Source organism: Ponticoccus litoralis, assembly GCF_039769985.1.
GTDB lineage: Bacteria > Pseudomonadota > Alphaproteobacteria > Rhodobacterales > Rhodobacteraceae > Ponticoccus > Ponticoccus litoralis.
This window is the reverse complement of record NZ_JBDNCH010000002.1, coordinates 3,002,829-3,016,180: the sequence shown is the minus strand read 5'-3', so window position 1 is coordinate 3,016,180 and position 13,352 is coordinate 3,002,829. Positions and strand designations below refer to the sequence as shown.

The 13,352-nt window shown below is 67.6% G+C and carries 10 protein-coding genes and 2 pseudogenes; all 12 read left to right on the top strand.

Annotated features, from left to right (window positions below; all coding sequences use genetic code 11):
• The first annotated feature begins 18 nt into the window (after positions 1–18).
• Positions 19–1,662 (top strand): CTP synthase, encoded by a 1,644-nt coding sequence (gene pyrG, locus ABFB10_RS15980; RefSeq protein WP_347167263.1) that lies wholly within the window; start codon positions 19–21, stop codon positions 1,660–1,662.
• 544 nt (positions 1,663–2,206) lie between these two features.
• Positions 2,207–2,983 (top strand): 23S rRNA (adenine(2030)-N(6))-methyltransferase RlmJ, encoded by a 777-nt coding sequence (locus ABFB10_RS15975; RefSeq protein WP_347167262.1) that lies wholly within the window; start codon positions 2,207–2,209, stop codon positions 2,981–2,983.
• Positions 2,984–3,068: 85 nt separating this feature from the next.
• Positions 3,069–3,512, top strand: a complete 444-nt coding sequence (locus tag ABFB10_RS15970; protein WP_347167261.1) for a tellurite resistance TerB family protein — start codon at positions 3,069–3,071, stop codon at positions 3,510–3,512.
• Between the two features lie 161 nt (positions 3,513–3,673).
• Entirely contained in the window at positions 3,674–4,114 is a 441-nt protein-coding gene (locus ABFB10_RS15965) for a tellurite resistance TerB family protein (RefSeq protein WP_347167260.1), read from the top strand.
• Positions 4,115–4,491: 377 nt separating this feature from the next.
• Positions 4,492–5,267, top strand: a pseudogene (locus ABFB10_RS15960) (ABC transporter ATP-binding protein).
• A 62-nt stretch (positions 5,268–5,329) separates the two neighbouring features.
• Entirely contained in the window at positions 5,330–6,058 is a 729-nt protein-coding gene (locus tag ABFB10_RS15955) for a transporter substrate-binding domain-containing protein (protein ID WP_347167259.1), read from the top strand.
• Between the two features lie 427 nt (positions 6,059–6,485).
• The gene (locus ABFB10_RS15950) at positions 6,486–7,367 is read left to right on the top strand and encodes an ABC transporter permease (protein WP_347167258.1); all 882 of its coding nucleotides are present in this window, start codon (positions 6,486–6,488) and stop codon (positions 7,365–7,367) included.
• 90 nt (positions 7,368–7,457) lie between these two features.
• Complete coding sequence (locus tag ABFB10_RS15945) at positions 7,458–8,264, top strand: ABC transporter permease (protein WP_347167257.1); 807 nt, start codon at positions 7,458–7,460, stop codon at positions 8,262–8,264.
• A gap of 105 nt (positions 8,265–8,369) precedes the next feature.
• Positions 8,370–9,716, top strand: coding sequence for a glutamine synthetase family protein (locus tag ABFB10_RS15940; RefSeq protein WP_347167256.1), 1,347 nt, complete (start codon positions 8,370–8,372; stop codon positions 9,714–9,716).
• A gap of 73 nt (positions 9,717–9,789) precedes the next feature.
• Positions 9,790–10,472: pseudogene (locus ABFB10_RS15935) on the top strand (type 1 glutamine amidotransferase).
• Positions 10,473–10,537: 65 nt separating this feature from the next.
• The gene (locus ABFB10_RS15930; RefSeq protein ID WP_347167255.1) at positions 10,538–11,896 is read left to right on the top strand and encodes a glutamine synthetase family protein; all 1,359 of its coding nucleotides are present in this window, start codon (positions 10,538–10,540) and stop codon (positions 11,894–11,896) included.
• A 147-nt stretch (positions 11,897–12,043) separates the two neighbouring features.
• Positions 12,044–13,348, top strand: a complete 1,305-nt coding sequence (locus tag ABFB10_RS15925; protein WP_347167254.1) for an NAD(P)/FAD-dependent oxidoreductase — start codon at positions 12,044–12,046, stop codon at positions 13,346–13,348.
• Positions 13,349–13,352 lie beyond the last annotated feature (4 nt).

The window sequence follows — 13,352 nt, the reverse complement described above, 5'->3', positions numbered from 1 at the left end:
ATTCACGGGGTCGCCCACATGGCACGCTTTATCTTCATCACCGGCGGTGTGGTTTCTTCGCTCGGCAAGGGTCTCGCCTCTGCCGCGCTCGGGGCGCTGTTGCAGGCGCGTGGCTATTCGGTCCGGCTGCGCAAGCTCGACCCCTACCTGAACGTCGACCCCGGCACCATGTCGCCCTTCGAGCACGGAGAGGTCTTCGTGACCGACGACGGCGCCGAGACCGACCTCGACCTCGGCCATTACGAGCGTTTCACCGGCGTCGCCGCGCGCAAGACCGACTCGATTTCCTCGGGGCGCATCTACACCAACGTGCTCGAGAAAGAGCGCCGCGGCGACTATCTTGGCAAGACGATCCAGGTGATCCCGCACGTCACCAACGAGATCAAGGACTTCATCTCGATCGGCGAGGACGAGGTCGACTTCATGCTCTGCGAGATCGGCGGCACCGTCGGCGACATCGAGGGCCTGCCCTTCTTCGAAGCGATCCGCCAGTTTTCTCAGGACAAGCCGCGCGGCCAATGCGTCTTCATGCATCTGACGCTGCTGCCCTTTGTCAAGGCCAGCGGCGAGCTGAAGACCAAGCCGACGCAGCACTCGGTCAAGGAGCTGCGCTCCATCGGTCTGGCGCCCGACATCCTCGTCTGCCGCTCTGAAGGGTCGATCCCGGCGAAAGAGCGCGAGAAGCTGGCGCTGTTCTGCAACGTCCGCCCCGAAAGCGTGATCGCCGCGCAGGATCTGAAATCGATCTACGAGGCCCCCATCGCCTACCACCGCGAGGGGCTGGACCAGGCGGTGCTGGATGCCTTCGGCATCGCCCCCGCGCCCAAGCCCAACCTCGACAAGTGGGAGGATGTGGCCGACCGCGTCTTCAACCCCGAGGGCGAAGTGACGGTTGCCATCGTCGGCAAGTACACGCAGCTGGAAGACGCCTACAAATCCATCGCCGAGGCGCTGACCCACGGCGGCATGGCCAACCGCGTCAAAGTCAACATCGAGTGGGTCGACGCCGAGCTTTTCGACCGCGAGGACCCGGCCCCGCATCTGGAAAACTACGACGCGATCCTCGTGCCCGGCGGCTTTGGCGAGCGCGGCACCGAGGGCAAGATCAAGGCCGCGCAATACGCGCGCGAGCACAAGATCCCCTATCTGGGCATCTGCCTCGGCATGCAGATGGCGGTCATCGAGGCGGCCCGCAACGTCGCGGGCGTGGCCAAGGCGGGTTCGGAAGAGTTCGACCATGAGGCCGGGGAAAAGCGTTTCGAGCCGGTGGTTTACCACCTGAAGGAATGGGTGCAGGGCAACCAGAAGGTCAACCGACGCCCCGACGATGCCAAGGGCGGCACCATGCGCCTTGGCGCCTACGACGCGGTGCTGGCCGAGGGGTCGAAGGTGGCGAAGGCCTACGGCACCACCACCATCGACGAGCGCCACCGCCACCGTTACGAGGTCGATGTGACCTACAAGGCCAAGCTGGAAGAGGCGGGCCTGCGCTTCTCCGGCATGTCCCCGGACGACCGCCTGCCCGAGATCGTGGAATGGCCCGACCACCCGTGGTTCATCGGCGTGCAGTTCCACCCCGAGCTGAAATCGAAACCCTTCGACCCGCACCCGCTCTTCCGCGACTTTGTCCGGGCGGCGAAAGAGGTGTCGCGGTTGGTGTGAGCGGCACGCCGCGTCACGCAAACCCGACCGTACCATACACCGAAACGCACGATTTTCCTTGGAAGCAGTAAGATCCCTTTGCTTTTCTTTCTTTGAAAGGCAAAGGGATGGCTTTCGCCTCGAAGACAGCTCTCAGGCGGCTTTCCTGATCCAACGAGAGGCCCTCGGTGTGTCCACCGGTGTCGCAAACGTGGCACATGCACAGCCCCCACGTCTTTCGACCAGGCCAAGGGCCGGGCGCAAAGTGGAATTCTCACAAGTGTCACACCTGTAGTGCGTCCTCGTCTCGATGCTGCTCATTCCGAACATTCCACATTTCTGAGGGGGTCGGATCACGATCTGATCGCGCAGTCTCGAATGCACAGGGAATCGCCGCTCTGAGCCGGGCCAGCGCCGACCGGCGGGGGGCGCGCGTCCGGCGCTGGCCGCCAGCCCCCCCTAGAACCTCGCCGCCACAGCCGGACCCGACCAAAGCGCCGCCCCCGCAGGCGGGACCGGGCAGTCGCCCCTTCATCCCCCCGCCGAAACCGCGTAGACCCCTGCCATGCTGTCCTATCAACACGCCTATCACGCCGGAAACCTCGCTGACGTGCACAAGCACGCGGCGCTGGCCCTTGTCTGCGACTACCTGACCCGCAAGGACAAGCCGCTCAGCTACATAGAGACCCACGCGGGCCGGGGTCTCTACGACCTGCGCAGCCCCGAGGCCAGCCGGACCGGCGAGGCCGAACAGGGCATCCTGCGCGCCGCCCCGTGGTTCCCCGAAGACCATCCCTATAGCCGCGCCCGCGCCCGGATCGCCGAGACGCACGGCCCCGACGCCTACCCCGGCTCGCCGCTGATCGCCCGGACGCTGCTGCGCGCCACCGACAGCCTGCACCTTGCGGAACTGCATCCGCAGGAACACACCGCCCTGCGCAGCGCGCTGCGGGCGCCGAACGTGCATGTGCACCACCAGGACGGCTTTGCCCTGGCGCAAAGCCTTTGCCCGCCGACGCCGCGCCGGGGCCTGATGCTGGTGGACCCCAGCTGGGAGGTGAAGGAGGATTACGCCTCGGTGCCGAAGTTCCTTCAGCAGATCCATGCGAAGTGGAACGTCGGCGTGCTGATCCTGTGGTATCCGATCCTCTCGGACGCCACGCATCGCCCGATGACCCGCGCGCTGGCCGGGGCCTTCCCCGAGGGGCTGATCCACGAGGTCGCCTTCCCGCCCGCGCGCAAGGGCCACCGGATGACCGGCTCTGGCCTCTTCGCGGTGAACCCGCCCCGGGGGCTGGCCGAGGCACTGGCGCGCCTGTCGGACCGCTTCGCCACGCTGTGAGGCCCCGGGGACAGCCCCTGTGTTTCCCCGTGACCGCGGCGGCGCGCGGTGCTAGGATTCGGACAACCGGAAAAGGGGCAAGCCCATGTTCGAGCACCTGAAATCCTTCTTCGACCGCAAGGCTCCGGCGCCGAAACCGCTGCCGGAACCGGACGCCAAGCTTGCGCTTGGTGTGCTGCTGGTCCGCACCGCCTGGGCGGACCAGGCCTATCTCTTCGAGGAGATCGAACAGATCGACCGCATCCTCGCCCATGACAACGGGCTGAACCCGGTCGAGGCGGCCAAGATGCGCGCCACCTGCGAGCGGCTGGCGCATGAGATCCACGACGACATGCACATGGCCGAGCTGATCCGCGAAAGCGTCGATTACACCCACCGCCATGAAACGGTGCAATCGCTCTGGGCCGTCGCCCGCGCGGACGGCATCGCCGACGAACGCGAAGCTGCCCTGGTCGAACTGATCGAATCGACGCTGGGGATAGAGCCGCAGGATTCCGAGGCCGCGCGGATGCAGGCCGTCATTCCCTGACACGGGCCGACCGCGCCGGGCGCGGGCTGTCCCCGCCCTCCGACCGGCGTCGGGGCGCAGCGGTAGGGCCGTCCCGGCGCCACGGACCGCCGTACAGGCCAAAGCCCCCGCGCATACCTCCGCCATTGCCCCCTTGCGGCCTGCGGCATATATCCAGACGCATGTTTGCCGATTTCCTCAAGCGCCTGACCGCGCCGCAGCCCGACCCGCTTGCCGATGCCGACGCGCGGCTGGCCCTGACCGCGCTGCTGGTGCGCGTCGCCCGTGCCGATGCGCATTACGACGCCTCTGAACAGGCGCGCATCGACAGGATCGCCGCCAACCGCTTCGGACTGTCCCCTTTCGAGGCCTCGAAGCTGCGCGGCAAGGCCGAGGCGCTGGAGGCCGAGGCCCCCGACACCGTCCGCTTCACCCGCGCCATCAAGGATGCCGTGCCCTACGAGGACCGCATCGGCGTGATCGAGGCTCTGTGGCAGGTGGTTCTGGCCGACGGCCAGCGCGAGGCCGAAGAGGACGCGCTCTTGCGGCTGGTGTCCAACCTGCTGGGCGTCTCGGATCGCGACTCGGCGCTGGCCCGGCAAAGGGTCGACAGCGCCAGCTGATCCTCGACCTGCCGATGACGGGGCGGCTCGGGACCACCGCGGCCAGCGATACGCTTTGGCAAAGGGTCCGCGACCGGCTGGCTGGCGGCCCCAAAGGCCCGGACCGCGACCGCATTCACCGGGGCTTGCGGAAGGCGCCGGACCTCGTGCCGGGCCAGACCGGCCCTGTGCCCCAAGAGACAGGGCTGCGCGCCAAGGGCGTCGCCCCCGCCGCCCAAGGCCCCTGTCGCGCCCTGCCCGACCCGCCCGCTGACCGGGCTGGGCGCTTGTGACCTTCCGTCATCCCGGGCATTAACCGCCCGGGGCAGGCGTTTTCGTGATTGCATCCCGCGAAGGTCCTGCGTCATGCTGCCCGCATAGCGACAGCAAGGTGGGACGTGACCAGCCAGGACCCCGTTATCGAGATCCGCGATCTGCACAAGGCCTACGGGCAGCTCGAAGTCATCAAGGGCGTATCCATCTCGGCCCCCAAGGGGCATGTGGTCTCTCTGATCGGTTCTTCGGGCTCTGGCAAATCCACGCTTCTGCGCTGCTGCAACCTGCTGGAGGACAGCCAGCAGGGCGAGATCCTCTTCAAGGGCGAGCCGGTGCGCTGGAAGGAGAGGGCCACAACCGCCGCCCCGCAGATCCGAAACAGGTGCTGCGCATCCGCACGAACCTGTCGATGGTCTTCCAGCAGTTCAACCTGTGGGCCCATATGACCATCCTGCAAAACGTGATGGAGGCGCCCTTGACCGTGCTGGGCCGCGACCGGGCCGAGGTCGAGGCCTCTGCCCGCGGCTATCTCGACAAGGTCGGCATAGGCGACAAATGCGATTCCTATCCGGCGCAGCTTTCGGGCGGCCAGCAGCAGCGCGCCGCCATCGCGCGCGGGCTGTGCATGGAACCCGAGGCGCTTCTGTTCGACGAACCCACCAGCGCGCTCGACCCCGAGCTGGAACAGGAAGTCGTCAAGGTCATCAAGGACCTCGCCCGCGAAGGGCGCACCATGATGATCGTCACCCACGACATGAAGATGGCCAGCGATGTCAGCGATCACGTCGTGTTCCTGCATCAGGGCCTGATCGAGGAAGAAGGCCCCCCCGATACGCTCTTCGGGGCGCCGAAATCGGAACGGTTGCAGGGCTTCCTGCGCTCGACCGTTCACGCCTGAGGCCACGGCCCAAGGCATATGACAGGCGGGACAGCCGCCGCATGACAACAGGGAGTAAAACCATGAAAAACCTTCTGATCGGGACAGCCGTCCTTGCGATGACCGCGGGCGCCGCGCTGGCGCAGGACGTGGTGCGCCTTGGCACCGAGGGCGCCTACCCTCCGTATAACTTCCTCGACGACAACGGCGAGGTCGCCGGGTTCGAGCGCTTCCTTGGCGACGAGCTGTGCAAGCGCGCCGAGCTGACCTGCGAATGGGTGACCAACGACTGGGATTCGATCATCCCGAACCTGGTGTCGGGCAACTACGACGCCATCATCGCGGGCATGTCGATCACGCCCGAACGCGAGGAAGTCGTGGCCTTCACCCAGAACTACACCCCGCCCTCGCCCTCGTCCTACGTGGGCACCTCGGATGGCATCGATCCGACAACGGCGGTGATCGCGGCGCAGACCGGCACCATCCGGGCAGCGCATGTCTCGACCATGGAAGGCGCGACGCTGGTCGAATTCCCCAGCCCGGACGAGACGGTGGCGGCGGTCATGGGCGGCGAGGCCGACCTGACGCTGGCCGACAAGGACTTCCTGATCCCGGCGGTCGAGGAATCCGGCGGCGCACTGGTCTTCGTCGGCGACGACATCCCGCTGGGCGGCGGCATCGGCATGGCCTTCCGCCAGTCCGACCCCGAGCTGCGCGACAAGTTCGACGCCGCGGTCCAGTCGATGAAGGACGACGGCACGCTGAACGAGATGATCCTCGAGCATCTGGGCGCCAACAGCCCGACCTTCTGATCCAACGCCAAAGACAGATCCTGCAAAGGCCCCCGGACCCCCGGGGGCCTTTCGCGTTTCGGCGCCCCTGCCCCCTCAACGGCAGCCCTGCCGCCCTTGGCGCGACAGGCCCTTGCCCTCTTCCCAAGCGGTCACCCCGGAGGGATCCCGGCCCGCAGTCCGCCGCCGGGGCATCCGGGGCTGCACCGGTTGGGCCGGGGCCGACACCTCCTGTCCGGGGCCGCTGCCTTGCGGACAGGCGCGCGCCGGAGCCGCCCCGCCGGTCCGCCCCTGCCCGCCCCGGCGCCTGCTGCCGATCGCGGCATCGGCGGCATCGGGGCCGCAGGGCGCGGTCTGACGCAGCGAAACACCAAGGAAAGTCTTGCGCGAGTCGCGGATTTCCGCGCAGGCTGGGCAAAACCAGACAGGACTGACAAAGCCCGCCCTCGTGTTTTCCTACTGCGCCGATCCCTCCGCCCTCGAAGGCCTGTCGTGGTACCTTTGCTACCTGACAACGGGTAAGCACATGGCCTTCTACAGCTCTTTCGGAACGGTGCTGCTGTTGCTGGCGATCACCGCGCCGGTTGCCCTTGGCTTCGGCTTCCTGGGCGCCATGTCGGCGCGGTCGCAGTTTGCGCCGCTGTCCTGGCTGGGCAAGGGCTATATCGCCGTGGTGCGCGGCGTGCCGGACATCGCCTTCTTCCTGTTCTTCGTGATTGCGCTGGACCAGTTCTTCGAATGGGTCCGGCACGAGGTGAAATGCCCCGACTGGGAGCAACCGATCCGGCAGGGCAACGATTTTGTCGTCTGCGCGGCGGCCAAGCTGCCGCTGGGCAACGCGCCGCAGATGGTACACGAGATCTACGGCTTCTCGCTGGCGGTGCTGACCTTCGCCATCGTCTTCGGCGCCTTTGCGGCCAACGTGCTGTTCGGCGCCATGCGCGCGGTGCCGCGCGCGCAGCTGGAAACCGCCGAGGCCTATGGCATGAGCCAGCGCCAGTGTTTCTGGCGCATCCTGGTGCCGCAGATGTGGGTCTATGCGCTGCCCGGGCTGTCGAACCTCTGGATGGTGCTGATCAAGGCGACGCCGCTGCTGTTCCTGCTGGGGGTCGAGGACATTGTCTTCTGGGCACGCGAGCTGGGCGGGGCCAAGACGCCGCGCTTCACCGACTACCCGCATGGCGACTGGCGGATGTGGTATTTTCTTGCGCTGCTGGTCTTCTACCTTGCCTTCACGCGGGTCTCCGAAGTGGTGCTGGACCGGCTGATGACGCGGCTGACCCGCGGACAGGCGACGCTGGCGGGCGAAGCGCAGAGGAAGGCCGCATGAGCCTGCTTGCCACGGTCGAAGGGGGCTCTGCCCCCGCGCGTGCCGCGCTCCCCGGGATATTTCGGGACAGAAGAAACGCCGGGGGCGCGCATGAGTTGCTGGGAGACCCTTGCCGATTACGGGCTGCGGTCCCCGGGGATCGGCGAGCGGCTGTTGCCGCGGGACAATTTCACCCTGTGCCAGCAGGTGGTGCTGATCGGCTCGGGGATGATCTGGAACATCTACTTCGGCGTGCTGGCGCTGTGTTCGGGCTTCTTCCTTGCCACCGCCGTGGCGCTGGGGAAGGCCGCCGCAAACCCCTGGCTGCGCAAGCCTGCGGAGTGGTTCATCTTCGTCTTCCGGGGCTCGCCGCTGTTCATCCAGTTCTTCTTTGCCTATTTCGCCTTTCTCAGCCTGAAAAGCGTCTCGCCCATCTTCGATCCGCTGACGGCGGCCTGGGCCGGGGCGCTGATCGTGCTGTTTCTGAACACCGCCGCCTATTCCGGCGAGATCTTCTACGGCGCGCTTCTGTCGATCCCCAAGGGCGATCTGGAGGCGGCGGATGCCTATGGCTTCACCGGCTGGGCCAAGTTCCGCAAGATCACCTGGCCCACCATGCTGCGGCTGGCCTGGCCCGCCTATACAAACGAGGCGATCTTTCTCTTTCACGCGACGACGCTGGTCTTCTTCTCGGGCTTTCCGGCCTGGCAGCAGCGCGGCGACGCGCTGTATTACGCCAGCTATTTCGCCGACAAGACCTTCAACCCCTTTGTACCCTACCCCATCCTCGCGGGCTATTTCATCGCCCTGACGCTGGTGGTGATCGGCCTCTTCGGCCTGGCGAACCGGCGGCTGAACCGGCACCTGCCGCAGGCCGCGGGGCGGCGGCTGAAGATCCGGCCCAACCTGATCCGCTGAGAAGTCCCGCAGCGCGGCGCCCGGTTCCGCGCAGGGCGGCCCCCCTTGCCAGCCCTCCGGTCCCGGTCTATCAATTTGATCAAATTCCAACCCCAAGAGGCCCCCATGCCCGCCCCCAGTGCCGACTGGCTCACCGATCGCCCGCAAGTCAGAACCATCCGCGCCGCCGCCTGCGACCTGAACGGCGTCGCCCGCGGCAAGCGCATGCCGATCCCCTCGGCGCGCAAGCTGCTGACGGAGGGCACGCGCTTTCCGCTGTCCGCGCTGAGCCTCGACATCTGGGGCGAGGACATCGACGACAGCCCGCTGGTCTTCGATACCGGCGACCGCGACGGCACCCTGTTTCCGACCGAGCGCGGTTTCGTGCCGATGCCATGGCTGGAGGCGCCGACCGCGCTGGTGCCGATCTGGATGTACCGCGAGGACGGGCGCGCCTATGACGGCGACCCGCGCCACGCCCTGCGCTTCGTCATGGAACGGTTCAAGGCGCGCGGGCTGACGCCGGTGGTCGCGGTCGAGCTGGAGTTCTTCCTGATCGACGATTCGGGGCGCAACCTTCAGGTGCCGATCTCGCCTCGGTCCAACAAGCGGCGCAAGGCGGCAGAGATCCTGTCGATCCGCGCGCTGGATGCCTTCGACAGCTTCTTCACCGACCTTTACGAGGCCTGCGAGGCCATGGATATCCCCGCCGACACCGCCATTTCCGAGGCGGGTCTGGGGCAGTTCGAGATCAACCTCGTGCATACCGACGACGCGCTGAAGGCGGCGGACGATGCCTGGCTGTTCAAGATGCTGGTGAAGGGGCTGGCGCGGCGGCACGGTTTCGCGGCCTCTTTCATGGCCAAGCCCTACGAGGATTACGCGGGTTCGGGCATGCACGCGCATTTCTCGGTGCTGGACGAGGAGGGGCACAACATCTTCGACGACGGCACCCCGCGCGGCACGGATGTGCTGCGCCATGCCATCGCCGGCTGCCTGAACGCCATGTCGGACAGCACGCTGGTCTTTGCGCCACACCTGAACAGCTACGACCGGCTGGTGCCCGACGCCCACGCGCCCATCGGCATCGCCTGGGCCTACGAGAACCGCACGGCGGCGATCCGCGTGCCCTCGGGTGCGCCGGTGGCGCGGCGGATCGAACACCGGGTCTCGGGCGGCGACGTGAACCCCTACCTTGCGCTGGCCGCCATCCTGGGCGCGGCGCTGACCGGCATCGAGGACGGCGTCATGCCGCCCGAGCCGATCACCGGCAATGCCTATGCGCTGGACCTGCCGGTGATCCCCACGGACTGGGGCTCGGCCATCGCGGCTTTCGAAACCTCGGAGCTGATCCCGCGCATCTTCCCGGCGGAACTGATCCGCAACTTCCTGCTGACCAAGAAGCAGGAGCGGCACTACATGGCCGAACTCAGCGAGACCGAGCAGGTCGAAATCTACCTCGACACGGTCTGAGAAGACGCGCGCGGGCCGCTTGCGGCGCGGCGCCCGCGCGCATACGGTCGCCGCGATCTCCAACAGGTGACTCATGAAGATCGGCATTCTGCAAACGGGCCTCGTGGTGCCCGAACTGGCAGCCGAATACGGCCAGTACCCCGACATGTTCGCGCGCCTCCTGGCCCGCGAGGGCTTTGACTTCGAAAGCTGGTCGGTGGTCGAGGGCGACTTTCCCCCGGCCCCGAGGCGGCGGAGGGCTGGCTTATCACCGGCTCGAAACACGGCGTTTACGAGGATCATCCCTGGATTCCGCCGCTGGAGGCGCTGATCCGCGCCATCGTCGCCGCCGACAAGCCGCTGATCGGGGTCTGTTTCGGCCACCAGATCATCGCGCAGGCGCTGGGGGGCCGGGTCGAGAAATACCCCGGGGGCTGGGCCGTCGGGCCCCGGGTCTACCAATTCCCGGACGGGCCCAAGGTGATCCAGGCCTGGCACCAGGACCAGGTGACCCAGGCGCCCGAAGGCGCGGTGACCGTGGCCTCGAACGATTTCTGCCAGCACGCCGCGCTGCTCTACCCGGGCAAGGCCTACACGGTTCAGCCGCACCCGGAATTTGGCGCCGGTTTCACCCGTGGCCTGATCGAGAAGAGGGGCCGGGGCGTGGTGCCGGATGCCGTGCTGGACGAGGCCCGGCGGACCGTGGACAGGACGCTGGACAGCGCCGATATCGCACAACAGTTCGCGCGGTTCTTCCGCGACAGGACGCTCTCGTGACCGCCCGCCACACCCCGCCCGCCCCGGCGGAGACCGGGGCCCCGCGCCCCGCAAAGGAGACCCCCATGACCGACTGGACCGACACCCTGCCCGAGTCCGCCACCGCCTACCTGGAGGGCCGGCGGCTGGACGAGGTGGAATGCGTGATCTCGGACCTGCCGGGCATCGCGCGCGGCAAGGCGGTGCCTGCCAGCAAGTTCGCCAAGCAGAAGCATTTCCACCTGCCCGACTCGATCTTCTTCCAGACCATCACCGGCGACTGGTCCGAGGCCGCGGACGAGGACGGCTTCATCGAGAAGGACATGATCCTGAAGCCCGACATGAGCACCGCCACGGCGGCGCCCTGGACCGGGGACTGGACGCTGCAGGTGATCCACGACGCCTACGACCGCCATGGCGCGCCGATCCCCTACGCGCCGCGCAACGTGCTGAAACGGGTGGTGGCGCTCTACGAGGCGCAGGGCTGGACGCCGGTGGTGGCGCCCGAGATGGAGTTCTTCCTGATCGCCCGCAATCTCGACCCGGCCAAGGATATCGCGCCGATGACCGGGCGCTCGGGCCGCCCCGCCGCAGCGCGGCAGGCCTATAGCATGACCGCCGTGGACGAGTTCGGGCCGGTGATCGACGACATCTACGATTTCGCCGAGAGCCAGGGCTTCGAGATCGACGGCATCACCCAGGAAGGCGGGGCCGGGCAGCTGGAAATCAACCTGCGCCACGGCCACCCGGTCAAGCTGGCCGACGAAGTCTTCTACTTCAAGCGGCTGATCCGCGAGGCGGCGCTGCGGCACGACTGTTTCGCGACCTTCATGGCCAAGCCCATCGCCGACGAGCCGGGCAGCGCCATGCACATCCACCACTCGATCCTCGATATCGAGACGGGACAGAACCTGTTCTCCGGCCCGCAGGGCGGCGAGACGGACATGTTCTATCACTTCATCGGCGGGTTGCAGACCCATCTGCCCGCGGCCATCGCGGTCATGGCGCCCTATGTGAACAGCTACCGGCGCTACGTGAAGGACCACGCGGCGCCGATCAACCTGGAATGGGGCCGCGACAACCGGACCACCGGCATCCGCATCCCGCTGTCCGAGCCGCAGGGCCGCCGGGTCGAGAACCGGCTGGCGGGGATGGATTGCAACCCCTACCCGGGCATCGCGGCCTCGCTGGCCTGCGGCTATCTGGGGCTGATGGAAGAGCGCCGCCCGACCAAGCAGTTCCGGGGCGATGCCTACGAGGGCGACGGCGACTTCCCGCAGGTGCTGGGACAGGCGCTGGACGTCTTCGACGAGGCCAGCGCGCTGCACGAGGTGCTGGGGCCGGAGTTCTGCCGGGTCTATGCCACGGTGAAGCGGGCGGAATACGAGGAGTTCCTGCAGGTGATCTCGCCCCGGGAGCGCGAGCACCTGCTTCTGAACGTCTGATCCGCTGCGGGTTCCCGGCCCGCCCTTTCACCGGATGGGCGCCTTGCGGCGCGCATTCACTCTTGGGGGCCTTGCCCCCAAACCCCCGCCGGGGCGCTGCCCCGGACCCCGGGATAGTTTTGGACAGAAGAAGCCGGGAGACGCTCCGTGGACCTGTTGTTTTCCAATGATCGGCGGGGCGAGTACCCCGGAAGCTGGTATGCCGCCTCTGTCGATCTGCCCGAGGCGCGGCCCGCGCTGGAAGGCACGGTGCGGGCCGATGTCTGCGTGGTCGGCGGCGGCTATACCGGGCTGTCGGCGGCGCTGCATCTGGCGGAGGCCGGGCTGGAAGTGGTGCTGCTGGAGGCGCATCGGGCGGGCTTTGGCGCCTCGGGGCGGAACGGCGGGCAGCTGGGATCGGGCCAGAGGCAGGACCAGCAGGTGCTGGAGAGCATGGTCGGCATGGAGGCCGCGCGGCGGCTGTGGGATCTGGGCGAGGACGCCAAGGCCCTGGTGCGGGACCCGGTGGCGCGGCACGGCATCGACTGCCACCTGAAGGACGGGGTGGCCCGGGCCGCGTCCTCGGAGCGGCATTTCCGCGATTTCGCCGGCTATGCCGAACACATGCAGCGGCGCCATGGCTACGGGATCGAGGTGCTGGAGCGCGAGGCCTTCCATGCGCTCTGCCCCTCTCCGGCCTATCGCGGCGGTCTCCTTGATATGGGCGCCGCGCATCTGCATCCGCTGGCGCTGGCCTTGGGGCTGGCGCGGGCGGCGGAGGGCGCCGGCGCGCGGATCCACGAGGGATCCTGGGTCACCGGGATCGCGCACGGGGCACGGCGGGTGACGGTGCGGACCGAGCGTGGCAGCGTCGAGGCGGATCATCTGATCCTGGCCTGCAACGGCTATCTTGGCGGGCTGGACGGTCAGGTTGCCGCCCGCGTCATGCCGATCAACAATTTCATCGTCGCGACCGAGCCGCTGGGCGCGCGCAGCGCCGAGGTTCTGACCCGCGACGTCGCGGTCGCCGACGACAAGTTCGTCGTCAACTATTTCCGGCTGTCGCATGACGGGCGGCTCTTGTTCGGCGGCGGCGAGAGCTATGGCTACCGCTTTCCCGCCGACATCGCCGCCAAGGTGCGCAAGCCCATGCTGGAGATCTATCCGGCCCTGAAGGACGTCAGGATCGACCATGCCTGGGGCGGCACCCTGGCGATCACCATGAAGCGGCTGCCCTTCCTTGCCCGCCTGGCGCCCAATGTGCTGACCGCATCGGGCTATTCCGGCCATGGTGTCGGCAATGCCGTGCAGGCGGGCAAGCTGATGGCCGAGGCGGTGCGCGGGCAATCCGCCGGTTTCGACAGCTTCGCCGCCCTGCCCGCCCCGGCCTTTCCCGGCGGCGCCGCGCTGCGCACCCCGCTTCTGGTGCTGGCGATGAGCTGGTTCGCGATGCGCGACCGGCTGGGGCTGTAGATTT

Coding starts and splice junctions, on each gene's coding strand:
- pyrG (WP_347167263.1), top strand. CDS start 19: ATGGCACGCTTTATCTTCATCACCGGCGGTGTGGTTTCTTCGCTCGGC.
- ABFB10_RS15975 (WP_347167262.1), top strand. CDS start 2,207: ATGCTGTCCTATCAACACGCCTATCACGCCGGAAACCTCGCTGACGTG.
- ABFB10_RS15970 (WP_347167261.1), top strand. CDS start 3,069: ATGTTCGAGCACCTGAAATCCTTCTTCGACCGCAAGGCTCCGGCGCCG.
- ABFB10_RS15965 (WP_347167260.1), top strand. CDS start 3,674: ATGTTTGCCGATTTCCTCAAGCGCCTGACCGCGCCGCAGCCCGACCCG.
- ABFB10_RS15955 (WP_347167259.1), top strand. CDS start 5,330: ATGAAAAACCTTCTGATCGGGACAGCCGTCCTTGCGATGACCGCGGGC.
- ABFB10_RS15945 (WP_347167257.1), top strand. CDS start 7,458: ATGAGTTGCTGGGAGACCCTTGCCGATTACGGGCTGCGGTCCCCGGGG.
- ABFB10_RS15940 (WP_347167256.1), top strand. CDS start 8,370: ATGCCCGCCCCCAGTGCCGACTGGCTCACCGATCGCCCGCAAGTCAGA.
- ABFB10_RS15930 (WP_347167255.1), top strand. CDS start 10,538: ATGACCGACTGGACCGACACCCTGCCCGAGTCCGCCACCGCCTACCTG.